Source organism: Nocardia otitidiscaviarum NBRC 14405 (assembly GCF_000308635.1).
Classification (GTDB): Bacteria; Actinomycetota; Actinomycetes; order Mycobacteriales; family Mycobacteriaceae; genus Nocardia; species Nocardia otitidiscaviarum.
The window spans coordinates 1-23,590 of the sequence record NZ_BAGD01000084.1 but is presented as its reverse complement, the minus strand read 5'-3'; the positions used below and the strand labels follow the sequence as shown (position 1 = coordinate 23,590).

20 protein-coding genes and 1 pseudogene are annotated in these 23,590 nt (G+C 68.4%); 17 read left to right on the top strand and 4 right to left on the bottom strand.

Annotated elements, in window-relative coordinates; translation table 11 throughout:
* The first annotated feature begins 1 nt into the window (after position 1).
* The 7 genes from ON31_RS18455 to ON31_RS18425 all read left to right on the top strand — a co-directional run bounded on the left by ON31_RS18455 (position 2) and on the right by ON31_RS18425 (position 6,821).
* Positions 2–520 carry an O-acetyl-ADP-ribose deacetylase gene (locus ON31_RS18455; protein ID WP_029924262.1) on the top strand — a complete coding sequence of 173 codons (519 nt, stop codon included), beginning with the start codon at positions 2–4 and terminating at the stop codon, positions 518–520.
* 289 nt (positions 521–809) lie between these two features.
* Complete coding sequence (ruvA, locus tag ON31_RS18450; protein ID WP_039815327.1) at positions 810–1,415, top strand: Holliday junction branch migration protein RuvA; 606 nt, start codon at positions 810–812, stop codon at positions 1,413–1,415.
* 9 nt (positions 1,416–1,424) lie between these two features.
* Positions 1,425–2,516 carry a Holliday junction branch migration DNA helicase RuvB gene (gene ruvB / locus ON31_RS18445; protein ID WP_029924264.1) on the top strand — a complete coding sequence of 364 codons (1,092 nt, stop codon included), beginning with the start codon at positions 1,425–1,427 and terminating at the stop codon, positions 2,514–2,516.
* Positions 2,517–2,659: 143 nt separating this feature from the next.
* The gene (locus ON31_RS18440; RefSeq protein WP_051037448.1) at positions 2,660–4,093 is read left to right on the top strand and encodes a sensor histidine kinase; all 1,434 of its coding nucleotides are present in this window, start codon (positions 2,660–2,662) and stop codon (positions 4,091–4,093) included.
* Positions 4,094–4,181: 88 nt separating this feature from the next.
* Positions 4,182–4,385, top strand: a complete 204-nt coding sequence (locus ON31_RS18435; protein ID WP_029924266.1) for a hypothetical protein — start codon at positions 4,182–4,184, stop codon at positions 4,383–4,385.
* A 94-nt stretch (positions 4,386–4,479) separates the two neighbouring features.
* Entirely contained in the window at positions 4,480–6,015 is a 1,536-nt protein-coding gene (locus ON31_RS18430) for a cytochrome P450 (protein ID WP_051037447.1), read from the top strand.
* On the top strand, positions 6,012–6,821 hold the full coding sequence (locus ON31_RS18425) for a TetR/AcrR family transcriptional regulator (RefSeq protein WP_051037446.1): 810 nt from the start codon (positions 6,012–6,014) through the stop codon (positions 6,819–6,821). The genes ON31_RS18430 and ON31_RS18425 overlap by 4 nt, the downstream gene beginning before the upstream one ends.
* A 196-nt stretch (positions 6,822–7,017) precedes the next feature.
* Here ON31_RS18425 and ON31_RS18420 read toward each other — a convergent pair whose 3' ends face one another.
* Entirely contained in the window at positions 7,018–7,569 is a 552-nt protein-coding gene (locus ON31_RS18420) for a DivIVA domain-containing protein (RefSeq protein WP_039815324.1), read from the bottom strand.
* Between the two features lie 168 nt (positions 7,570–7,737).
* The gene (locus ON31_RS18415) at positions 7,738–8,412 is read right to left on the bottom strand and encodes a TetR/AcrR family transcriptional regulator (RefSeq protein ID WP_051037445.1); all 675 of its coding nucleotides are present in this window, start codon (positions 8,410–8,412) and stop codon (positions 7,738–7,740) included.
* A 38-nt stretch (positions 8,413–8,450) separates the two neighbouring features.
* Here ON31_RS18415 and ON31_RS18410 point away from each other — a divergent pair, with 38 nt between their 5' ends.
* The 6 genes from ON31_RS18410 (at position 8,451) to ON31_RS18385 (ending at position 16,280) form a co-directional block, all read left to right on the top strand.
* Complete coding sequence (locus ON31_RS18410; protein WP_039815321.1) at positions 8,451–9,944, top strand: flavin-containing monooxygenase; 1,494 nt, start codon at positions 8,451–8,453, stop codon at positions 9,942–9,944.
* Between the two features lie 90 nt (positions 9,945–10,034).
* On the top strand, positions 10,035–10,412 hold the full coding sequence (yajC, locus tag ON31_RS18405; protein WP_039815319.1) for a preprotein translocase subunit YajC: 378 nt from the start codon (positions 10,035–10,037) through the stop codon (positions 10,410–10,412).
* 98 nt (positions 10,413–10,510) lie between these two features.
* Entirely contained in the window at positions 10,511–12,301 is a 1,791-nt protein-coding gene (gene secD / locus ON31_RS18400) for a protein translocase subunit SecD (RefSeq protein WP_039815317.1), read from the top strand.
* A gap of 2 nt (positions 12,302–12,303) precedes the next feature.
* Entirely contained in the window at positions 12,304–13,506 is a 1,203-nt protein-coding gene (secF, locus tag ON31_RS18395; protein WP_039815315.1) for a protein translocase subunit SecF, read from the top strand.
* Positions 13,507–13,977: 471 nt separating this feature from the next.
* On the top strand, positions 13,978–15,675 hold the full coding sequence (locus ON31_RS18390; protein WP_039815385.1) for an ABC transporter substrate-binding protein: 1,698 nt from the start codon (positions 13,978–13,980) through the stop codon (positions 15,673–15,675).
* Positions 15,676–15,707: 32 nt separating this feature from the next.
* The gene (locus ON31_RS18385; protein WP_029924278.1) at positions 15,708–16,280 is read left to right on the top strand and encodes an adenine phosphoribosyltransferase; all 573 of its coding nucleotides are present in this window, start codon (positions 15,708–15,710) and stop codon (positions 16,278–16,280) included.
* A gap of 16 nt (positions 16,281–16,296) precedes the next feature.
* Here the strand turns inward: ON31_RS18385 and ON31_RS18380 are convergent, their stop codons facing one another.
* Positions 16,297–16,590: a hypothetical protein gene (locus ON31_RS18380; protein WP_051037444.1), complete on the bottom strand. Its 294-nt coding sequence runs from the start codon at positions 16,588–16,590 to the stop codon at positions 16,297–16,299.
* Between the two features lie 95 nt (positions 16,591–16,685).
* The gene (locus ON31_RS18375; protein ID WP_063821525.1) at positions 16,686–16,976 is read right to left on the bottom strand and encodes a hypothetical protein; all 291 of its coding nucleotides are present in this window, start codon (positions 16,974–16,976) and stop codon (positions 16,686–16,688) included.
* Positions 16,977–17,218: 242 nt separating this feature from the next.
* On the opposite strand from ON31_RS18375, the gene ON31_RS18370 reads away from it, so the two are divergent.
* The 4 genes and pseudogenes from ON31_RS18370 to ON31_RS18360 form a co-directional block, all read left to right on the top strand.
* Entirely contained in the window at positions 17,219–18,817 is a 1,599-nt protein-coding gene (locus ON31_RS18370) for an ABC-F family ATP-binding cassette domain-containing protein (RefSeq protein WP_039815313.1), read from the top strand.
* A gap of 241 nt (positions 18,818–19,058) precedes the next feature.
* Complete coding sequence (locus ON31_RS18365) at positions 19,059–21,548, top strand: RelA/SpoT family protein (protein WP_039815311.1); 2,490 nt, start codon at positions 19,059–19,061, stop codon at positions 21,546–21,548.
* Positions 21,549–21,585: 37 nt separating this feature from the next.
* Positions 21,586–21,741: pseudogene (locus ON31_RS35695) on the top strand (pyrimidine/purine nucleoside phosphorylase); the annotation flags it as partial.
* Between the two features lie 175 nt (positions 21,742–21,916).
* Positions 21,917–23,590, top strand: a 1,674-nt coding sequence (locus tag ON31_RS18360; protein ID WP_115061578.1) for a DEAD/DEAH box helicase, incomplete at its 3' end; no start/stop codon positions are given.

The following is a 23,590-nucleotide window of genomic DNA, read 5'->3' as shown; positions in this document are numbered from 1 at the left end:
CATGGTCGATCTGCTGATCGTGCGCGGCGATATCACCGAGCAGGAGGTGGACGCGGTGGTGAACGCGGCCAATTCGTCGCTGCTGGGTGGGGGCGGGGTCGACGGGGCCATTCATCGCAAGGGTGGGCCGGAGATTCTGGCTGAGTGCCGGGCATTGCGGGCGGCCAAGTACGGGCGGGGGCTGCCGCAGGGGCGGGCGGTGGCGACGACGGCGGGAAAGTTGCCCGCGCGGTGGGTGATTCACACCGTGGGGCCGGTGTGGTCGGCGAGTGAGGATCGGTCGGCGGTGCTGGCGTCCTGCTACCGCGAATCGCTGCGGGTCGCGGATGAGCTGGGCGCGGAGTCGGTGGCCTTTCCGGCGGTGTCGACCGGGATATTCCGGTGGCCCATGGACGACGGCGCGCGCATCGCGGTGCAGACCGTGCGCGCGGCCGGAACGTCCGTGCGGGAAGTGCGGTTCGTGTTGTTCAGCGAGGATGCGTATCGGGCGTTCGACGCGGCAGTGAGCGGTGCGGCCTGAGTTCTGAGCGGCGCGGCTTGCGTTGCCGAGCGGTGTGGCTTGCGTTGCCGAGCGGCGTGGCTGAGTCACTGAGCGGCGCGGCCTGAGTAACCGAGCGGCGCGGGCTGAGTTGCCGCGGCCGTGATGGACGCGTGCCCGTGTCGGTCGGCGGGTGGCCCGCGCCGGTCCGTTAGACTCTCGAACAGTTGTTCGTGTGCGGTGAGTGGATGGGGGTGGCGCGTATCCTCGGGCTGGCCGCGCGGCGGCTGTACAGGGACAGGCTGGACCGGCAACGGAAGGCGGTATCCGGGTGATCGCGTCGGTACGCGGTGAGGTGCTCGAGATCGGGCTCGACCATGTGGTGCTGGAGGCCGCGGGGGTCGGGTACCGGCTCAATGCCACCCCCGCCACGCTGGCCACGCTCACCCGCGGGGAGGAGTCGCGGCTCTACACGGCCATGATCGTGCGCGAGGATTCCATGACGCTGTTCGGTTTCGCCGATACCGAGGCGCGCGAACTGTTCGGCCTGTTGCAGACCGTATCCGGCGTGGGACCGAAACTCGCCATGGCGGTGCTGGCCGTGCTGGAACCCGAGGCGCTGCGCAAGGCCCTGGCCGAATCCAATGTCGCCGCGCTCACCCGGGTGCCCGGTATCGGCAAGCGTGGGGCCGAGCGCATGGTGGTGGAACTGCGCGACAAGGTGAATCTCGTTCCGGTGCAATCGGGTCCGCCCGGATCGGGTCCCGCGCCGACGGTCACGCCGGTACGCGAGCAGGTCGTCGAGGCGCTCGTCGGGCTGGGTTTCGGAGTCAAACAGGCCGAACCCGCCGTGGACGCCATTCTGGCCGAGCAGCCCGATCTCGGCACCTCGCATACGCTGCGCGCGGCGCTGAGTGTGCTGGGAAAGAACCGATAGGACGCCCGAATGTTCGACGACTCCGACGAATTCGACGACAGCGACTCTCCGGTCAGCGCGAGCTATCAGCAAACCGACGGTGAGGTCGAGGCCAGCCTGCGCCCGAAAGCGCTGGATGACTTCATCGGTCAGCCCCGGGTGCGTGAGCAGTTGGCCCTGGTGCTGCGCGGCGCGAAACGGCGCGGCGGCACCCCGGATCACGTATTGCTCTCCGGCCCACCGGGTTTGGGTAAGACCTCGATGGCGATGATCATCGCCGGGGAACTGGGCTCGGCACTGCGCATCACCTCCGGCCCGGCCCTGGAACGCGCGGGCGACCTGGCGGCCATGCTCAGCAATCTCGGCGAGGGCGATGTGCTGTTCATCGACGAGATCCACCGCATCGCCCGCCCGGCCGAGGAGATGCTCTACCTCGCCATGGAGGATTTCCGGGTCGACGTGGTGGTCGGCAAAGGTCCGGGGGCGACGTCGATTCCGTTGGATATCGCACCGTTCACCCTGGTCGGCGCGACCACGCGATCGGGTGCGCTCACCGGCCCGCTGCGCGACCGCTTCGGCTTCACCGGCCATATGGATTTCTACGAACCCGAAGAGCTGCAACGGATTCTGCTGCGCTCGGCGCAGATTCTCGGCGTGCGCATCGACACGGATGCCGCCGCCGAGATCGCGGGCCGCTCCCGGGGCACGCCCCGGATCGCCAACCGCCTGCTGCGCCGGGTCCGCGACTACGCCGAGGTCAAGGCCGACGGCCTGGTCACCCGCGAGATCGCCCATGCCGCCCTCGCGGTCTACGACGTGGACGTGCTCGGCCTGGACCGCCTCGACCGGGCGGTGCTCGGCGCGCTGGTCCGCAGCTTCAACGGCGGGCCGGTCGGCGTCTCCACGCTCGCGGTCGCGGTGGGTGAGGAGGCCGCCACCGTGGAGGAGGTCTGCGAACCCTTCCTGGTGCGTGCCGGTCTGGTGGCGCGCACCCCGCGCGGCCGCGTCGCCACCGCCGCCGCCTGGGAGCATCTCGGCCTGGTGCCGCCGCCCGATCTGGTCTTCGGTTCCATCGAGGTGCGCGCCCGCGAAGATCAGCCGACCCTGGACCTCTTCGACTAGTTCGCCACATGGTCGCGCAGACAGACGACCAGCGGGTATGTCGTGCGGACTGTCCAGCCGTGGCGACACCTCATGCGATACTGCGGAGCGGCCGGGGCGCTTAGGATGGACGGCGAGTCCGACTGTGATGGGGGGCGCCGATCTTGAAGGACGGGAAGGCGATTCCTTATCTAGCCGCGCTGTCGGGGCTGGTGGTCGTCACCACTGTCCTCTGGCCGCTGCGCGAACTGATCCGGGACAATCCGGGGACGTCGGCACTCGTCTATGTGCTAGTCGTCCTGTTGGTCGCGCTGCGGTGGGGGCGAACTCCCGCACTGGCGACCTCGGTCGCCGCGATCCTCGTCTGGAATTCGGTATTTCTCTCACCGTATCTGGGGTGGTTCGAAGCCCCGGCATATCTCGATGACTGGATTCTGTTGGCGGTCTTCGTCATTACGGCCGGTACGGTCGGTTCGCTCGCGGCCACCACCAAGCGGCGCGCCGAACAGACCGAGGCCGTGCGGGCCGAAGTGGAGCGGCTCTACACCGAATTGCGGCAGGAGAGCGGCGAACGCCGCCAAGCGGAGGAGGCGCTGCGATCGAGCGAGTCGCGATTGCGTGGTCTGTTCGAGTCCGCTCCCGACAGTGTCGTCGTCCTTGACGCCGCCGGCCGCGTCGTCCAAGCTAATTCGCGCACCGAGCTCATGTTCGGCTATCCGGCCGGGGAACTGGTGGGCCGTTCGGTGGAATCGCTGATCGCCGAGGGGCTTCGTGAGCGGCACCGCGCGCACCGGGACAACTTCACCGATCCTGCCGACGGCCGCTCACCCGACGCCGAGTTCCGCGCCCGCCGCCGGGACGGTTCCGAATTCCCCATCGACGTCGTGCTGAACTCGATGGGAGCCGGTGCCGACGCCCTGACCATCGAGGTGTTCCGGGATATCACCGACCGCAAGCACTCCGACGACCGAATCAGGGCGGCGCTCGAGGAGAAGGCGACCCTGCTCGACGAGATCCACCACCGCGTCAAGAACAATCTCCAGATCATCACCAGCCTGCTCAGCCTGCAAACCCGCCGCCTGACCGATCGCCGGGTGCAGGACGCGTTCACCGCCAGCCAGGACCGCATCCGCTCGATGTCGCTCATTCACGAAAAGCTGTACCAGTCCGAGGGTTCGGCGCAGATCGACGCCGGGGACTACATTCACACCCTGACCGGCAATCTCATTCGTTCCTACGGTCTCGACCAGCAGCGGATCCAGCTCCGCGCGAAGGTCGAGAACGTCCGGCTGGGCGTCGACATCGCGGTACCGTGCGGCCTGCTGGTCAGCGAATTGGTCACCAACGCCCTCAAGCACGCCTTTCCCGGCGATCGCGCCGGAGAGATCCTGGTCGAGCTCTGCCCGCTCGACGGCGGCGTCCTACGCCTACTGGTCAGCGACGACGGCGTGGGCATGCCGCCCGAACTGGACTTCCGCACCACCAAATCCCTTGGGCTGCGCCTGGTTACGGCATTGGCGGCGCAATTGAACGGTGTCGTCCGACGTCTGGACACCACCGGCACGGCGATCGAGGTCAGATTCGCCGTCGACCGCTGATTCCGACGCGGCGCGCCGAACCCACGCTGTCGATGCCGATTGATCCCGCCACCGGCGGGTATCCGCCCGGCGAACACAGGAGGTACTCATGCTCGCCATCGCCGCCGCCGTATCCTTCGGGCTCGCGCTCATCTTCGACCTGGTCGATGCCACCCTCGGGGATACCGTCACCTCGGGCACGCTCGTCATCGTCGGGCTCCTGCTCATCGCACTGCACCTCGCCGGGTACGGCAACGGCAGCCGGTCGGGTCTGGGTGGACGGTCCTGGAGCTGGCGCCGGGCGCGCCGTTGACCGGAGCCGCCACGGCCGTTGACCGAGTCATCGTGTCTCACTAAAGTGAGTGGGACATCAAGTCCCACTCACTTCACCCGGTGAGGAAGCCGCCATGGCCGAGGCTGTCGATTCGAGATTGCATCCACCGCCCTGGACGCCGACCTTCATCCGATGGCACGGCACGCCGGTGCGCTGGCGTGAGTCCATCCGTCTGGCGCTCGGCATCCTGCCGCGGGTGCGCGACCACACCGTGCTCGACTACGTCACCCGGCTGCCGGGCGAGGACGACGTCATGGTGGCGCGGGTGCCGTTCAAGAAGTTCGTCATCGTGCGCAGTCCGGAACTGGCGCGACACGTGCTGGTGACCAATCAGAACAACTACACCAAGAGCCCCGAATACGACATGCTCGCCGTGGCCTTCGGGCGCGGACTGGTCACGGATCTGAACGACGCTCGCTGGCAACGGAATCGGCGTCTGGTGCAGCCGATCTTCGGTAAGCGCAATGTGGACGGGTTCGCACCGCTCATGGTGGCGGCGGCCCAGGACGCCGTCGCGCGCATCCGTGAACTGTCCGCATCCGGCGACACCGTGGATGTGAACGCCGAGATGAATCGGCTCACCCTGGATGTCACCTCGCGCACGATGTTCGGCACCGACATCACCGGCCCCATGTCCGAGGTGGTGCTGGCCCGGCTGCTGCGCTTCTTCGGGCGCGGGTTCATGACCAATGCCAGCCATCCGCTGCACAATGTCGCCACCTGGCTGCACCGGCGCACCGGCCGCGCGGGCGAGGCCGCCAACTCCCGCTGGCCCATGCGGGCGATGCGGGCCGCGGGCTGGGTGGTCGAGCCGCGCGCCATGCGGGATCTGCGCCACGCCGAACGCGTGGTCGACGGCCTGATCGCCGATCACCGCGCCGGTCGCATCGACCGCAAGGACAACCTGCTCGCCCTGCTCATGGACGCCACCGATCCCGAAACCGGCTACCGGTACAGCGATCAGGAGATCCACGACGAACTCATGACCTTCATCGGCGCCGGAATGGAGACCACCGCGACGGCGCTGGCGTGGGTGTGGCAGCTGCTCGCGGAGAATCCGCGGGCCCGCGACCGCCTCTACGACGAGGTGCGCACGGTCCTCGGCGATCGGCCCGCCACCGCCGCCGACCTGGACCGGCTGCCCTGGACCCAGGCCGTCGTCGCCGAGACCATGCGCCTGCTGCCGCCGGTCATCGGCCTCGCCCGCACCGCCAAGCAGGCCGATGTGCTGGGCGGCTACCCCATTCGGCCCGGCACCACGGTGGCGATCATCCTGCACGGCGTCCACCATCACGCGCGGGTGTGGGAGCGGCCCGAGGAGTTCGATCCCGGTCGCTACCTGCCGGAAAACCTGCAGCGCCAGCAGAAACGGGCCTCCATCCCGTTCGGTGCGGGCAAGCGCATGTGCGTCGCCTCGGGGTTCGCGAGTATGGAGGCCGCGCTCGTGGTCGCCACCTTCGCCCAGCACCTGCGGTTCGACGCGGTCTCGGATCAGCGTGTGCGCCGCCAGATCTCGTTCACCGGCGGCCCCGACGGGCCGCTGCCCATGCGGCCGCGCTTCCTCGACGACGCTCGGCCGCTCGGCACCGCCGTGGAGTCCACCGGGTGAAACCGCCGCCCGATCCGCGCCACCATCGTCGCCGCGGCGGACACCGGCGCTGGCAGGAGCACAATACGGAGCGGCAGCACGCCATTCTGGCGGCCGCGGTCGACCTCATCGAGGAACAGGATGCGGGACAGGAGGTTTCGGTACGGGAGATCGCGGAGCGGGCCGGGGTGGCGCGCTCGGTGGTCTACCGGCAGTTCGAGAACCGCGACGACCTCGACGCCCGTATCCGCGCGTTCATCCTGCGCCGATTCGTCGCGGAGTTCGAATCCGGACTGGTGCTCGATCCCGGAAAGTCCGCCGACGACGTCATTCTCACGGTCATGCGCTCGGTGGTGCGCTGGGCGAGGGAGCATCCCCGGTTGTACCGGTTCGGGCAGAGCGGGCCGGTGCACGGTCATGACGGCGCGGAGACCAGCCTGAGCATCGCGCGGAATCGGATCGCCGAAATCCTCTGGCAGCGCTTCTCGTCGTGGGCAGCGGTGCTGAGTATCGAGGTCGAGTCGTTCCGGCCGCTCGTATACGGCGTGGTCGGCCTCGTCCAGGGCGTGGTGACGCACGGGGTCGACAACCCCGACGATCCCGCCTTCGCCGATCCGGAGGCCATCGCCCGCCTGCTCACCTCGTCGGTCTGGCACCTGTTCGCCGGGCACGCGGCCGACCTCGGATACCGCTTCGACCGGACCGACAACCTGGCGGCGGTGCTCGGCGAACTGTTCGCCGACGCCGCGCGGACACCCGCGGCGATGCCCGGCCAGCGGCAGCGCCCGACCGACGAGAGCGCTCGACCGGTGGCGGAGCCCGACTAGCGGCTGTGCCCACCACTGGCAGCACGCGACGAGCGGGAGCACCCCGACCGACGAGGGCATCCGACCAGTGGGAGCGCCCGGCCGAGGAGCGCACCCTGGCCAACGGGAGCACCCTGGCCAACGAGAGTGCCCCGACCGACGAGAGCGCTCGACCGGTGAGAACACCCGAATAGCCGTGCCCTCCAGGGGCTTCGGGTCAGCGCTGTCGGTCGAGTTGGCGGACGACCAAGTCGAGGAAGGCGTCCACCTCCTCGCGGTGGTAGGCGGGGTAGCCGTGGGCGGCGGTGTGGAACTCGGTGTGGCGCACCTCGTCCGCGGTGAGTCGACTGGGGCCGTCGTGGGCCAGGGTGGCCGCGAGGCGGTCCAGGAACGCGCCCACCTCCGCGGCCGCGTAGCCGGGTAGGCCGTACGGGGGAGCGGAGAACTGGATGCGCAGCACGTCGTCGTGGGTGAGGGCCGGTGCGACGTTCGCGGTGGGCACTCGGCGGCGGCCCCGGCGGAGGTATTCCAGCTCGATGCACACGTGGTCGAGGAAGTCGTCGACCTGTTCCTGATCGTAGCCGCGGTGCCCGAACGGCGGTGCGCCGAACTGGACCTGGCGGATATCGGCGGCCGTGAGGTGGTCGCGGCCGAGGATGGTATCGGCTATGCGCGCGCAGAAGGCATCCACCTCGGCCGGGTTGTAGCCGTGGTGGCGGGCTTTGCCGAATCGCTTGCGGCGGACTTCCTCGGGAGTCACGCGGGTCATTGTGCACGGCGGGCCGGAGCCGGTCGCGAGCGAGGTCCGATCAGGTGGGATGGCCTGCCTCGCAGCGTGATTCCGCACGGTGATGGTCGGATCTATCGGTCTTTCGGGGCGGCGCGGTCCATTCCGGACGGCTGAGTCTTTCCGGACGGCTCAGTCTTTCCGGACGGCTCAGTCTTTTCGGACGCCGTCGATGAGCAGGCGGCGGATCGCCTGGGTCATCTCCGACATATCGGTCTCCTCGCCGTCGCGGGTATCGCGCAGCCCGTGCAGGATGGCGGCCAGAATCATGCCGGTCACGGCGCGGGCGGTATTGCGGGTGTCCAGATCCTCGCGCAGATAGCCCAGCTCCACGCCGTGCTCCAGATATCCGGCGGTGAGCATATCGGCGGTGTCGAGCAGCCCGTAGAGCCGCATGGTCAGTTCGGAGTCGATACCGGTGGCCTGGAACAGCAGCAGCTGCGCCACCCGGCGGTCCTCCAGGAAGATGCGGTTCAGCGCCGCCCCGATGCGCTCGGTCTGCTCCCGGTACTCCTGCAGGCTGGTGGGAGCGTCCGGGGCGTTCTCGGTGCCCAGCGCCTCCACGATGCGGGTGGCCAGATCGTCGATGACGTGATCGATGATGTCGCGCTTGTTGGCGAAGTAGCGGTAGAAGGTGCCGTGGCCGATGCCCAGCTCGGCGGCGATATCGGCGATGCCGGTGGCGTGATAGCCCCGCTCGGCGAAACAGGCGAACGCGGTGTCGATGATCTCCTGCCGGAGTTCGGCCTTACGGCGTTCGATTCTCGAGGATGGCTTCGTCACGCCCCCGATGATACGGTGTTCACAAACGGAATGAGATGTCATTCCGTGATACGTGAATCATTTTCAATGGGAGGTTCGGCGTGGCACCTCAGTACGACGCCATCGTGGTCGGCGCGGGCTTCGGCGGAATGGGCGCGGGCATCGAATTGGATCGGCTCGGGCTGAGCGACTTCGTGATCCTGGAGCGGGAGAACGATCTCGGCGGCACCTGGCACGTCAACCGCTACCCGGGACTGGCCGTGGATATCGCCTCGGTGACCTACTCGTACTCCTTCGAACCCAACCCGCACTGGTCGCGGCTGTTCGCGCCGGGCGCGGAGCTGAAGAAGTACGCCGAGCACGTCGCCGACAAGTACGACCTGCGCCGCCGCATGCGCTTCGACACGGTGGTCGGGGGCGCGCGCTGGGACGGCGAACAGCAGCACTGGGTGGTGTCGATCGAGAACGGCGAAACCCTCACCGCGCGTTACCTGCTCGCCGCCACCGGATTCCTGTCCCAGCCCTACACCCCGCCGTTCCCGGGTATCGACAGCTTCGCGGGCAAGATCATCCACACCACGGCGTGGGAGGACGACTACGACCTCACCGGCCGCAAGGCAGCCATCATCGGCACCGGCGCGACCGCCGTACAGCTCATTCCCGAACTGGCCAAGCGGGTTTCGGCGCTCACCGTCTTCCAGCGCACTCCGATCTGGGTGGTGCCCAAGGTCGACGCCCCCATTCCCGCGCCGGTGCGGCAGCTGTTCGAGCGCTTCCCGGTGACCCAGCAGGGTGCGCGCCTGGTGAACACCACCATGTTGGAAGCGCTCATGGTGGTCGGTGTGCTGCACTTCAAGCAGGCCAAGCCGCTGAACAAGGCCGCCGCCGCCCTCGCCAAGGCACATCTGCGGGCGCAGGTGCGCGACAAGGAAACCCGCGCGAAGCTGACCCCCGACTACGACTTCGGCTGCAAGCGGCCCACCTTCTCCAATCACTACTTCAAGACCTTCAACGAACCGCATGTGCGGCTGGAGACGAACTCCATCGACCACATCGAACCCGACGGCATCGTCACCGCGGACGGGCACAAGACCGAGATCGACACCCTGGTGCTGGCCACCGGATTCAATCTGTGGGACGTGAACTTCCCGGCCATCGAGATCATCGGCCGCGACGGGGTGAACCTCGGAAAGTACTGGCGCGACAACCGCTTCCAGGCCTACGAGGGCATCTCGATCCCGAAGTTCCCCAACTTCGTCTCGCTCAACAGCCCGTACTCCTACAGCGGCCTGTCGTACTTCACCACCATCGAGGCGCAGATGAAGCATATGGGCCGCCTGTTCGGTGAGATGTTCCGCCGCGGCGCCCAGGTCTTCGAGGTCACCGAGGCGGCCAACGCCGCCTTCCTGGAGTCCGTCACCGACAAGCTGGGCTCCTCGGTGTTCTACGGCGGCCAGTGCTCGACCGCCCGCAGCTACTACTTCAACCAGCACGGCGAAGCGGCGCTGCTGCGCCCCAACAGCACGTTGACCACCCACCGCCACGCGGTGAGCTTCCCGCTGGACGACTACACCTACGAGCGGATCCCCGCCTAAAGGTGGTGCCGATGTGGCAGTGGCTCCGACAGCTGGCAGACTGTGGGGGATACGCACCCATCCGACCATGACTAGGGGCTGACTTCGAGAATGGACCTTCTGCTTCCGCTGCTGTTGGTTGCCTTGCTCGTCCCGATGTTCCTCGGCGTTCGTCGCCAGAAGCGTGAGATGGCCAAGGTCACCGAGATGCAGGACTCCCTGAAGGTCGGCGATCGGGTCACCACCACTTCGGGTCTGTACGGCACCGTCGTCGATCTCGACGACCTCACCGTCGATCTGGAGATCGCCGAGGACGTCGTCACGACCTGGCTACGGCAGTCGATTCGCGAGGTTCGCGCGGACGAGGTGGAGGCCACCGAATCCAGCGAGCTCACCGAGGCCGCGACCGTCGAGGAGACCCCGACGCAGACCGCCGAGCGCATCGAGTCGACGCCGTCCGACGAGACCACCCGGCTGACCAAGGACTGATCGCCCCGAGCCCCGCTGCCCGCCCGCCAGGGGTGGGCAGCGGGGCCGAGGTGTGTCCGCCCACCCCCGCAACTCTTCCCGCCTAGGAGATACGAACCGTGCCACCTTCCCAGGGATCGGCGCATCCATGGCGCCTGCTCGGCGTCTGGGCCGCGCTGGTGGCCGTGATCTACCTGCTGATCTTCTTCACCGGAGACAAGGCCGCCACCCCGAAACTGGGTATCGACCTGCAGGGTGGTACCCGGGTCACGCTGACCCCGCGCACCCCCGACGGCGGCAAGCCCAGCCAGGACAGCCTGCGTCAGGCGCAGAGCATCATCGAGCAGCGCGTCAACGGTCTCGGCGTCTCCGGGTCCGAGGTCGTCATCGACGGTGACAATCTGGTCATCACGGTGCCGGGTGACAGCGGCTCCCAGGCGAAGACCCTCGCCACCACCGCCAAGCTGTACGTGCGCCCGGTGGTCGGCCAGCCGATTCCGGCGCAGCAGCAAGGTCAGCAGCCTCCGGGCGAGCAGGCCCCGCCGCAGGACACGCCCGCACCGGGTGAGACCCCGGCGACCGACGCCCCCGCCGACACCCCGGTGTCGCCGGACGCGCCCGTGACCACCGACGCGCCCGCGCCGGACGGCGCGGAGGCGCCCGCCCCGCAGAACCGGGTGTTCCCGGCGCAGGCCCCGACCGACGAGCCGACGCCGACGGAGGAGCCCGCGCCGACGCAGGAACCCGCGCCGACCACCGAGCCCGCCCCCACTCCGGAGCCGAGCGGCACCCCGCAGGACGTGCAGCAGGAGATCGCCGCCGCGAAGGCCCTGCGGCAGAGCACCGATCCGCAGACCCAGCAGCTGGCCATGCTGTCCATGGACTGCAGCAAGCCGGACCCGCTGGCCGGTAACGACGATCCGAACCTGCCGCTGGTCACGTGCAGCACCGACGGCCAGTACGTGTACACGCTCGGCCCGAGCCGCCTGGACGGCCAGGAGATCAAGGACGCCTCCGCGGTACTGGATCCGCAGCAGTCGCGCTGGGTGGTGAACGTCGAGTTCAAGTCCGGCGGCGCCGACACCTGGGGCAAGCTGACCAACGAGTTCTACCAGCAGCAGTTGGCCTTCACCCTCGATACGCAGGTCGTGAGCGCCCCGGTCGTGCAGGCCGCCAACCAGTTCGGCGGCAGCACCCAGATCTCCGGCAACTTCACCGGCGAAACCTCCAAGGAGCTGGCCAACCAGCTGAAGTACGGTTCGCTGCCGCTGTCGTTCACCACCTCCGAGGCCGAATCCGTCTCGGCCACGCTGGGCCTGTACTCGCTCAAGGCCAGTCTGATCGCGGGCGCGATCGGCATGGTGCTGGTGCTGCTGTACTGCCTGCTCGTCTATCGACTGCTCGGTCTGCTGGCGGGGTTCTCGCTGCTCATGGCCGGTGCGGCCGTCTACGGTCTGATCGTGCTGCTGGGCCGGTGGATCGGCTTCACCCTCGATCTGGCCGGTATCGCCGGTCTGATCATCGGTATCGGTCTGACCGCCGACTCCTTCGTGGTGTTCTTCGAACGCATCAAGGACGAGATGCGCGAGGGCCGCACCTTCCGCTCGGCGGTGCCGCGCGGCTGGCAGCGCGCCCAGCGCACCAACCTCTCCGGTAAGACGGTCAGCCTCATCGCCTCCGTCGTGCTGTACATCCTGGCCGCCGGTCAGGTGAAGGGCTTCGCGTTCACCCTCGGTGTCACCACCGTGCTGGACGTGATCGTGCTGTACCTGGTGACCGCGCCGCTGATGATGATGGCGTCCAAGTCACCGTTCTGGGCCAAGCCCTCGGTCAACGGTCTCGGCGTGGTGTCGCAGATCGCCCGCGAGCGCAAGGCCGCCGCTGCCGCCGTCGCGGCCAGGGAGGCGTGAGGATGAGCAACTCGGTGATGGACTCCGACATCGACTACGTGGAACCGACCGACGCGCCGCGTCACGGATTCTTCGAACGGCTCTACACCGGCACCGGCGGATTCGAGATCGTCGGCCGCCGGAAGTTCTTCTACGCGCTGAGCGCCACCTTCGTGCTCATCTCGCTGCTGAGCATCGCGGTGCGCGGCTTCACCCTCGGCATCGACTTCGCCGGTGGTTCACGCATCCAGCTGCCCGCCGAGGGCACCAGCGTGGAGCAGGTGGAGCAGGTGTACCGCGATACGCTCGGCCACGATCCGGTGACCGTGCAGCGGGTGGGCTCCGGGGAGACCGCCACCATCCAGCTGCGGTCCGACACGCTGGACGCCGCCGACTCCGCGCAGTTGCAGAACGCGCTGTTCGAGGCGTTCCAGCCCAAGGACACCTCGGGCAATCCCAGTCCGGCGGCCATCAGCATCGCCGAGATCAGTGAGACCTGGGGTGGTCAGGTCACCCGGCAGGCGGTGATCGCGCTGCTGGTGTTCGTGGCCCTGACCATGATCTATATCGCGATCCGCTTCGAACGCGATATGTCCGTCGCGGCCATCACCTCGCTGTTCTTCAACCTCATCGTGACCGCGGGCATCTACTCGCTGGTCGGTTTCGAGGTGACCCCGGCGGCGGTGATCGGTCTGCTCACCATTCTGGGCTTCGTGCTCTACGACAATGTCGTCGTCTTCGACAAGGTCGAGGAGAACACCCGCGGTGTGCTGCACCTGACCCGGCGCACCTATGCCGAACAGGCCAACCTGGCGGCCAACCAGACGCTGATGCGCTCGATCTCCACCACCGTCATAGGCATCCTGCCGATCATCGGCCTGCTGGTGATCGCGGTGTGGATGCTCGGCGTCGGCACCCTCAAGGATCTCGCGCTGGTGCAGTTGGTCGGCATGATCGTCGGCACCTACTCGTCGATCTTCTTCGCGGTGCCGCTGTTGGTGAGCATCAAGGAACGCTTCGGGCCGGTGGCCGCGCACACCAGGAAGGTGCTCGCCAAGCGCTCCGGCGCGACGACCACCCGGGTGGGTTCCGCCGCCGCCCAGCGCGCGGGCTCGGCCAGCCGCCCCGTCGCGGCGCGCGAAGCATCGGCCCCGCGCTCGCGGACGTCGGAGGGACCGCGCCCCGGCGCCCGGCCGAGCGGAAAACGACACAAGCGACGGCACTGAGCGCAGGGGGTAACTGGAGTGCGACGGCGCGAAACCGAAGCGGCGGAACACGAGAGGGACACGGGCGCACACCGGCTTCCCGGGCCGGTGCCGCCCCAGGCGGATACCGCTGCCCGCGCGACCGAGTTCCCAACGCACGCTACGGAATCCGGCGCGTGCGGCACCGTTGTGGGAGCACCGGAACATGCGGAGCGCGCGGCCGATACCGCCGTGTGCGGCACTGCTGCCGGGGCGGTGCCTCCCGCGCCCGATACCGCCACCAGTGCAGCCGAACCTGGTGCGTGTGAGATCGGTGCGCGTGCATCCGAGCCGGGCACGTGGGCATCCGAGTCCGCAGCGTGCGAGACGGAATCCGCCGGGCGCACCGCGGCCGGAGGCGTGGAACAGGCGGTGCGCCCGACCGACACCGGGGCAACTCTGACCGGCGGGCGCGCGTGGCGGGTCGGACGTCCGGCGCGGGCGCGGCGGTCGGTGCGCGGTGCGGCCGTGGTGGCCGCGGGCGCGGTGGCGGCCGGGGCGCTGGTGGGCTGCGCCGGGAAGAACCAGGTGCCGTCCATCGGTTACGGCGTCGACGCGGTGGTGGCCTCGTACAACGGCGGTTCCACCCTGGGGGCCAACAGTGGTACGGCGGCGGTGTTCTCGCGCGTACTGACCGGCTTCTTCTACACCGGTCCGGACGGGCAGCAGGTCGCCGACACCGATACCGGCACCGCCAAGGAGGTGCCGGGGGAGACGCAGACCATCCAGTACCGGCTCAATCCGGACGGCGTCTGGTCCGACGGCACCCCGACCTCCTGCGACGATCTGGTGCTGGCCTGGTCGGCGCGGGGCGGCCGCTTCACGAAACCCGGTCCGGGCGGGCCGGTTCCGCTCTTCGATGCCGCCAGCACGCTCGGCTACTCCGATATCGAGCGGGTGGAATGCCAGCCCGGCTCCAAGGACGCCACCGTGACCTTCCGGCCGGGTCGCACCTACGCCGACTGGAAGACGCTGTTCAGCGCCGGTGAACTCATGCCCGCCCACGTGGCGGCGCAGGCGGCGAACGTGCCGAACGCGGCCACCGCCCTGCTCTCCGGGGATACCGCGGCGGCCGAGCGGATCGCCGAGTTCTGGAATACCGGTTGGATCCTCACCCCCGGGGAGATCGACGCCACCCTGCTCCCGTCGTCGGGGCCGTATCGGATCGAATCGTTCACCGCCGACGACGGCCTGGTCCTGGTGAAGAACGAGAAGTGGTGGGGCAATGCGGCCAAGACACCGCGCATCGTGGTGTGGCCCAAGAACTTCGACCTGAAGTCCAAGGTCGCCGACAAGGAGGTCGGTGTACTCGACGTCGGTGCCGGCTCGCTGGGTGACGCGGACCTGAGTGGCTTCACGGTGGGGAACATGCCCAGTCGCGGCGCCGAACAGCTGGTGCTGTCGACCGGCGGTGTCCTCACCTCTCCGGAGGCGCGGCGCGCGCTGGCGCTGTGTACCCCGCGCCAGGAGCTCTACAACCAGCTCGGCCATCCGGATTTCGAGGTGGATTCGGGGCTGGGTGCCGGACCGCTGGATTCGCGCATCCTGCAACAGGATTCGCTGTACTACTCGGCGGTGACCGGCGCGGCGGACCGGTACGAGAATCCCGATGTCGCCGCGGCGAAGAAGGCCCTGGGCGCGGCGAACCTCCAGAATCCGACCATTCGCGTCGGTTACTCGGCGCCCGACGAGCGGCGCGCGCGGACCATCCAGCTCATCGCCGAGTCGTGCAAGGCCGCCGGCATCACGGTGGTTGACGCCTCGACACCGGACTTCACGGCGGCCCAGCTGCGCGAGGGCGCGGTGGACGCCGTACTGGCCGGAACCGCCGCCGCACCGGGACCGGCCGGGTCGCTGCCGGGCGTGGCCGCCGTCGCGGCGCTGCATAGCGGCCAGGGCCTCGATTTCGGGGGTTTCGTCAACCCCCGCTACGATGCCATCGCGGATCAGCTTGCGGCGGAGCGAAACTCGACGGTAGTGCTGAATCTGTTGACCGAGCAGGAGAACCTGCTGTGGAACGAGATGCCGTCGATTCCGCTGTTCGCCACACCGCGCACCATCGCCTTCGGTGACGGTATGGAGAACGGAATCGCCAACCCCACCCGGGCCGGTGCGGGCTGGAACATGGACCGCTGGGTACTGAAGCGGTGAGGCTGCGGCGTGGTGACGAGGAGTGGGTGTAGATGAGCAAGCACGAACTGGTGGAGACGCCCGAGCGGGTCGGTGAGCGGGCGGCGCGGGCCGAGGCGGCGGTGCAGCGGCTGACCCGCTGGCACGACGATTTCCCGACCCCGGGTGTGCGGTTCGCGGATCTGACGCCGGTATTCGCCGATGCCGAGGGCTACCGGGCGGTCCTGGACTGTCTGGCCGCGTGCGCGCCGGACGCCGATCTGGTGGCGGGCGTGGACGCGCGCGGCTTCCTGCTGGGTGCGGGTGTGGCGGCGCTGCTGGGTACCGGCGTGATCGCGGTGCGCAAGGCGGGCAAGCTGCCGCCGCCGGTGTTCTCCCGCGAGTACTCGCTCGAATACGGTTCCGCCGCACTGGAGATTCCCGCCGACGGCGTGGAACTGCGGGGGCGCAAGGTGCTGCTGCTCGATGACGTGCTCGCCACCGGTGGTACGCTCGCGGCCGCCGCGGACATCTTCACCGAGGCCGGGGCGCAGGTGGTCGCCGCCGCGGTGGTCCTCGAACTGGGCTTCCTCGGCGGGCGGGATCGTCAGGGCGACTATCCGCTGACCTCCGTGGTCAAGCTCTGACGATCGGAAATCGGTGTCACCTGGTGCCGGAGACCAGCCGGGCCAGGATGCCGGTGACGACGAGCCAGAAGACGGCGGCCAGTCCGTAGTCCAGCACGATGTCGAGATTGGCGTTCCCGGTCTCGAACAGTCCCGGGAAGAACAGCGCCAGCGGTTCGGCCAGGTTCTCGATGAATCGGTAGAACGGATTGGACTGGTCGGCATCGAACACCCGCAGCAGGATGTAGATGCCCTCGATCAGTGCGAAGACCGCACCGACCGTACTGATGATCCGAGCGGCGGTGCTCTCGCGGTAGTACGTGTACGGCATACGTTCGAAATTCCCCGCTCGCGCCGGTCGAAACAGCCCCTGACAGGCATCGAGACCGAAACGTTCTGATCAGTCGGCCGCACCGGGCGGGCAGTTCAGAGCCGGGCCACCAGCCGGGCCAGAAAACTGGTGACGACCAGCCAGAAGATGGCGGCCAGACCATAGTTCAACACCACGTCGAGTTTGGTGCTGTCGGTGCGGAAGAGGCCGGGGAAGAACAATGCCAGGGGGTTCGCCCAGGACTCGACGAAGGTGTAGAGCTTGTTGGCCGGATCGGCCTCGAAGACGAACAGCAGGATGTAGGCGGCCTCGACGACCGCGAAGAGTGTTCCGACGCCGCCGATGATGCGGGCGGTGCCCTCATTGGTGCGATACGAAGCGGCCATAGCGCAGGATATTCCCGCCACGCCGAGCCACAGAACCGGCCGCGTGCGTGTCGCTATCGATTCGCCGCCACGTCGTGAGCTGGGTCTCGAAATAACCCCTTGCACGGTCGGGTTGGCCTGGATAACTTGGAAACGTCTCATTGCCGCACGATCGGAGTTATGCACGTTGATCTTCTGAGGTAGCGCCCCGGTGGCCCGCATTCGCGCGCCGCGTTCTCTTTCGCCTACCTCGAGGAGTGTGCATGTCCAGTACGTTTGTCGTTTCCATTTCCGATCTCACCTTCACCTGGCCCGACGGCACACCGGTATTCGACGGCCTCGATGCCGCCCTCGGACCGGGGCATATCGGTCTGGTCGGGAGCAACGGCGCGGGCAAGTCCACGCTGCTGCGCCTGATCGCCGGAGAATTGCGGCCCCAGCGTGGCTCGATCACCCCGCCCGAACGGCTCGGGTATCTGCGGCAGGATCTCGGCCTGTCCGCCGGACAGCGGGTGGACGAGGTGCTCGGCATCGCACCGATCCGGAATGCGCTGCACCGCATCGAATCCGGTGCCGGCACCGACGCCGATTTCGAGCTGATCGGTACCCGCTGGGATGTCGAGGAGCAGGCCGTGGCATTGCTGGGCAAACTCGGATTGCACTATGTCGCCGGGGATGTCGGGCAGTTGGACCGCCGTCTCGACACCCTTTCCGGCGGGGAGACGGTGCTGCTCGGCCTGGTCGCCGAGCTGCTGCGTGAACCCGAGGTGCTGGTGCTCGACGAGCCCACCAACAACCTGGACCAGGTTGCGCGCCAACGCCTCTACGAGGTGATCGGGCAGTTCGCGGGCACGGTGCTCACGGTCAGCCACGACCGCGAACTGCTGGAGCGCGTGGACGGCATCGCCGAACTGCGCCACGGCGAGATCCGGTGTTTCGGCGGGAATTTCAGCGAGTACGAGCAGATTGTGGCGGCCGAGCAGGCGGCGGCCCGGGCGGCCGTCCGCGACGCCCGCGGCGATGTGCGCAAGCAGGCGCGGGAACTGGTCGAGGCGCGGATCAAACTCGACCGCCGCCTGCGCTACGGCCAGAAGATGTGGGATACCAAGCGGGAACCCAAGATCGTGATGGCCGAACGCAAACGCCAGGCCCAGGTGTCGGCGGGCAAGTTGCGCAACAACCACATCGGCAAGCTCGAGGAGGCGAAGGATCAGCTCACTCAGGCACAGGAGCTGCTGCGCGACGACCGGGAGATCCGCGTCGACCTGCCCGCCACCCTGCTCTACCCCGGACAGGATGTCATCGACCTGGAGGAGGTGACCCTCGCCAACGGCCCGGTGGTGACCCTGAAGGTCTCCGGACCGGAGCGGATCGCCCTCACCGGCCGCAACGGTTCCGGCAAAACCACGCTCCTGCACCGCATCCGGGACGAATCGCCGAAGGTGCCCTGGCGCATGCTGCCGCAGCGCCTCGATATCTTCGACGAGTCGAAGACGGTGTTCGAGAATGTGGCCGCCGCCGCGCCGCACGCGTCCGCGGAACGGATTCGAGCCCAACTGGCCCGCTTCCTGTTCCGGGGAACGGACGCCGATGTGGCCGCCGAGGCACTGTCGGGTGGGGAGCGGCTGCGGGCGGCGCTGGCCATGCTGCTGCTGGCCGAACCCGCGCCGAAGCTGCTGCTGCTCGACGAGCCCACCAACAACCTGGACCTGCCCAGCCTGCGGCATCTCACCGAGGCCCTCGCCGCGTTCCAGGGTGCGCTCATCGTGGTCAGCCACGATCCGCGCTTTCTCGACGAGATCGGGGTCACCCGCCGCATGGAGCTGTCGGCACACGGATTGGCCGAAATCCCGTCCGAGTAGCGAGGTTTGGCCGGGTGCCGCGGCCCCGGGGCGAGGGGCGGCGTCGGGTGCGGAGCAATCCGTACGCAACGCCGCCCCGAACACGGTAGAAAGGGGGGTGATCACGTCGGTATGGGCACGTCCGGACGGGCGGTAGTCACCGTCGGCGACCCCGAGACGAAACCCGGACTAAAGTTGGTGGTCCGGGTGGTTGCACGGTCCGATATGGTGTTCCGATCGCGGCCGGGAGAGGTGGTGTGGCATGACTCAGCATTTGGAACAGGCGAATGCCGGGCAATCGAACAATGACGCATCGGCCACCCCGCCCACCCCTAATTCCATGCCCCAGCGCCAGGGCGATCCGACATCACAGCGCCAGGGCGATCCGGCGGCTCAGCGCCAGGGTGATCCGGCGGCTCAGCGCCAGGGCGGTGCGACGTCACAGCGCCCAAGCCTCCCCGTGGCGCAACGGCAGGGCGGCGCGCCCGCCGCGGTGCCGACCTCCGCCTCCCGGCGCGTGCGCGCCCGCCTGGCCCGCCGCATGACCGGCCAGCGCGGTATCGCCGCCGTCAAGCCGGTGCTCGAACCCCTCGCGACCGTCCATCGCGAGCTGTATCCGAAGGCCAACCTGCAGCTGTTGCAGCGGGCCTTCGACGTGGCCGACGAGAAGCACGCGCATCAGTTCCGCAAATCCGGCGATCCGTACATCACCCATCCGCTGGCGGTGGCCAATATCCTGGCCGAGCTGGGCATGGACACCACCACGCTGGTGGCCGCACTGCTGCACGACACCGTCGAGGACACCGGCTACTCGCTCGACGAGCTGACCAATGAATTCGGTCAGGAGGTCGCGCACCTGGTCGACGGCGTCACCAAGCTGGACAAGGTGAACCTGGGCGCGGCCGCCGAGGCCGAGACCATTCGCAAGATGATCATCGCCATGGCCCGCGACCCGCGCGTGCTGGTGATCAAGGTGGCCGACCGGCTGCACAATATGCGCACCATGCGGTTCCTGCCGCCGGAGAAGCAGGCCAAGAAGGCCCGCGAAACCCTCGAGGTCATCGCGCCGCTGGCGCACCGGCTCGGTATGGCGACGGTCAAATGGGAGCTGGAGGATCTTGCCTTCGCGATCCTGCACCCCAAGAAATACGACGAGATCGTGCGCCTGGTCGCCGACCGCGCGCCCTCCCGCGACACCTACCTGGCCAAGGTGCGCGCCGAGATCGTCAACACCCTCGCCGCCAGCCGGATCAATGCCATCGTCGAGGGCCGCCCCAAGCACTACTGGTCGATCTACCAGAAAATGATCGTCAAGGGTAAGGACTTCGACGACATCCACGACCTGGTCGGCATCCGCATCCTCTGCGACGAGGTGCGCGACTGCTATGCCGCGGTCGGCGTGGTGCACTCGCTGTGGCAGCCCATGGCGGGCCGGTTCAAGGACTACATCGCCCAGCCGCGCTACGGCGTCTACCAGTCGCTGCACACCACCGTGGTCGGTCCGGACGGCAAACCCCTGGAGGTGCAGATCCGCACCCAGGACATGCACCGGACCGCCGAGTTCGGCATCGCCGCGCACTGGCGGTACAAGGAAACCAAGGGCAAACACTCCAATGATTCGACCGAGGTCGATGACATGGCGTGGATGCGGCAGCTGCTGGACTGGCAGCGGGAGGCCGCCGATCCGGCCGAGTTCCTGGAGTCGCTGCGCTTCGATCTGAAATCGCCCGAGATCTTCGTGTTCACCCCCAAGGGCGATGTGATCACGCTGCCGCAGAAGTCCACCCCGGTGGATTTCGCCTACGCCGTGCACACCGAGGTCGGCCACCGCTGTATCGGAGCGCGCGTGAACGGCCGCCTGGTCGCGCTGGAACGGCAGCTGGAGAACGGTGAGGTCGTCGAGATCTTCACCTCCAAGGCGCAGAACGCCGGACCCAGCCGCGACTGGCAGAACTTCGTGGTCTCCCCGCGCGCCAAGGCGAAGATCCGGCAGTGGTTCGCCAAGGAGCGCCGCGAAGAGGCCCTCGAGGCGGGCAAGGAGGCCATCAGCAAGGAGGTCCGGCGTTCGGGCCTGCCGTTGCAGCGCCTGATGAGCGCCGACGCCATGTCGGCGCTGGCTCACGAACTGCACTACCCGGATATCTCGGCGCTCTACGCAGCGGTCGGCGAGAGCCAGGTGTCGGCGCACCATGTGGTGCAGCGGCTCATGGCACAGCTCGGCGGCGTCGGCGATGTGGAGAACGAACTCGCCGAACGGTCCACGCCCTCCACGGTTCCGGCGCGCCAGCGTGGCACCGGTGACGCGGGTGTGGAGATTCCGGGCGCGTCCGGCACCGTGGCCAAGCTGGCCAAGTGCTGCACCCCGGTGCCGGGTGACGAGATCATGGGGTTCGTGACCCGCGGCGGTGCGGTGTCGGTACACCGCACCGACTGCACCAATGCCGACTCGCTGCGCAGCGAGCCGGAACGCATCATCGAGGTGAAATGGGCACCGTCCCCGTCCTCGGTCTTCCTGGTCGCCATCCAGATCGAGGCCCTGGATCGCACCCGGCTGCTCTCCGACGTCACCAAGGTGCTCGCCGACGAGAAGGTCAATATCCTCTCCGCCTCGGTCATGACCTCCGGTGACCGGGTGGCCATCTCCAAGTTCACCTTCGAGATGGGTGACCCCAAACATCTCGGCCACCTGCTCAACGTGGTCCGCAATGTGGAGGGCGTCTACGACGTCTACCGCGTGACCTCCGCGGCCTGACCTCCCCGAGGTTCCCGGGGGCGGCGCCACGCCCGAGGTCATGGAGCTCCTGGACGGGGAGTGCCGGATCACCCTCGCGGGGGCGAGCGAGGCCGTCACCTACCGGGGTGGGCAGTCCTTCGACGTGCCCGCGAACAGCTCCTTCCAGATCGAGGTGCTCTCGCCGGTGCACTACGTCTGCCACTACGGCTGACCGTCAACGCACCCCCGGCCGGTGCGGGACGGGACACATTGTCCGCCCCGAGCGGCCGGGGTGAGCTATAGTTCTGGAGTCGAGTACTGATCTTGTACTCCTTTCCGTCGTGGATGTCTTTCTTTCGTGCACCGCTGCGGTCACCCCAGATGCTCGAAAGGCACCCCGAATACCCATGACGACTCGTTCATCGAGCCCTGCCACCACCTTCGCCGCGCTCGGCCTGCGCACCGACCTGATCGACGCGCTGTCCGCGAACGGGATCACCGCGCCCTTCCCGATTCAGGCGGCCACGCTGCCCGACACCCTCGCCGGTCGCGACGTGCTGGCGCGCGGTAAGACCGGCAGCGGTAAAACCCTCGCCTTCTCCATTCCGATGGTGCACCGGCTCGCCGGTGTGGCGGTCACGCCCGCGCGTCCGGCCGGGCTGATCCTGGCCCCCACGCGGGAGCTGGCGACCCAGATCGCCGCGACCCTGGAACCCATGGCCACCGCGTGCGGGCTGCGGGTGACGACGATCTTCGGTGGCGTCCCGCAGAATCGGCAGGCGCGCGCGCTGAAGACCGCGCAGATCGTGGTGGCCTGCCCCGGCCGCCTCGAGGACCTCATGAAGCAGGGCCTGGTCTCGCTGGACGCGGTGCGCATCACCGTGCTCGACGAGGCCGACCATATGGCCGATCTCGGCTTCCTACCCGGCGTGACCCGTATTCTCGCGGCCACTCCGGATACCGGTCAGCGGCTGCTGTTCTCCGCCACCCTGGACAACGGCGTGAACAAACTGGTTAAACGCTTCCTGCGAAATCCGCTGTCGCACAGCGTGGATGAGGCGCATTCGCCGGTTCCGGCCATGACCCACCATATCTTCGAGGTCACCGACGCCGGCGCCAAACGCGATCTGGTGCAGGTGCTGGCCTCCGGCACCGGCCGCCGCATCCTGTTCATGCGCACCAAACACCACGCCCGCCGCTTGGCCAAACAGCTGACGGCCGTTGGCATTCCCGCCACCGATCTGCACGGCAACCTCTCCCAGGCGGTGCGCGACCGCAACCTCGCCGCCTTCGCCGCGGGTACCGCCCGCGTGCTGGTCGCCACCGATATCGCCGCCCGCGGTGTGCACGTGGACGACGTGGAACTGGTCGTCCACGTGGACCCGCCCGCCGAACACAAGGCGTACCTGCATCGTTCCGGCCGCACCGCCCGCGCGGGCAGCTCCGGCGATGTGGTGACCGTGGTCCTGCCCGAGCAGCGCCGCGACGTCGCCGCCCTGCTCCGCAAGGCGGCCATCACCGCCACCCCGCAACGGGTGACCGGGAATTCGGCCGAGGTGACCACCCTGGTCGGCCCCATCGCTCCGCTGGTGACCGCCCGCCCCGAGCCCGCCGCGACATCGCCGGAACGCGATCGGCGTCCCGCCGCCCGCAAGGCCACGGTGTCCGATGCCCGCCGCGCCCACTCCGGCCGCACCCGCGGCACGGGCGAATCCCCCGGTCGCGGCCGCCACATCGGTACCGGAACGGCCACCCGCACGGCCGATTCGCGCGGCAGTGGCTCCCAGGCTCCGGCCCGTCCACCGCGCACGCGTCACGCCGACCGGTCGGCTACGCGCGCTGCCGAGTCGGCCCGTACCGGCTCGGAGACACCGGCTCGCGGTGGCCGACCGCGTCATGCCGACCGGACCACCGCCGATGCGAGCGGTACTCGGTCGCAAGCTCCGAGGCGCGCCGCTCGGCTGGAGGTGACGCGTCACGCCGACCGCGTCGCTGAGTCGAGCACACGGTCACAGGCTTCGGCTCGCCCGCAGCGTACGCGCACCGGTGGTCAGCCCGCGGCCCGCCAGACCGGCCGCCGC

Coding starts and splice junctions, on each gene's coding strand:
- ON31_RS18455 (WP_029924262.1), top strand. CDS start 2: ATGGTCGATCTGCTGATCGTGCGCGGCGATATCACCGAGCAGGAGGTG.
- ruvB (WP_029924264.1), top strand. CDS start 1,425: ATGTTCGACGACTCCGACGAATTCGACGACAGCGACTCTCCGGTCAGC.
- ON31_RS18435 (WP_029924266.1), top strand. CDS start 4,182: ATGCTCGCCATCGCCGCCGCCGTATCCTTCGGGCTCGCGCTCATCTTC.
- ON31_RS18430 (WP_051037447.1), top strand. CDS start 4,480: ATGGCCGAGGCTGTCGATTCGAGATTGCATCCACCGCCCTGGACGCCG.
- ON31_RS18420 (WP_039815324.1), bottom strand. CDS start 7,569: ATGACCCGCGTGACTCCCGAGGAAGTCCGCCGCAAGCGATTCGGCAAA.
- ON31_RS18415 (WP_051037445.1), bottom strand. CDS start 8,412: ATGACATCTCATTCCGTTTGTGAACACCGTATCATCGGGGGCGTGACG.
- yajC (WP_039815319.1), top strand. CDS start 10,035: ATGGACCTTCTGCTTCCGCTGCTGTTGGTTGCCTTGCTCGTCCCGATG.
- secF (WP_039815315.1), top strand. CDS start 12,304: ATGAGCAACTCGGTGATGGACTCCGACATCGACTACGTGGAACCGACC.
- ON31_RS18385 (WP_029924278.1), top strand. CDS start 15,708: ATGAGCAAGCACGAACTGGTGGAGACGCCCGAGCGGGTCGGTGAGCGG.
- ON31_RS18380 (WP_051037444.1), bottom strand. CDS start 16,590: ATGCCGTACACGTACTACCGCGAGAGCACCGCCGCTCGGATCATCAGT.
- ON31_RS18375 (WP_063821525.1), bottom strand. CDS start 16,976: ATGGCCGCTTCGTATCGCACCAATGAGGGCACCGCCCGCATCATCGGC.
- ON31_RS18370 (WP_039815313.1), top strand. CDS start 17,219: ATGTCCAGTACGTTTGTCGTTTCCATTTCCGATCTCACCTTCACCTGG.
- ON31_RS18365 (WP_039815311.1), top strand. CDS start 19,059: ATGACTCAGCATTTGGAACAGGCGAATGCCGGGCAATCGAACAATGAC.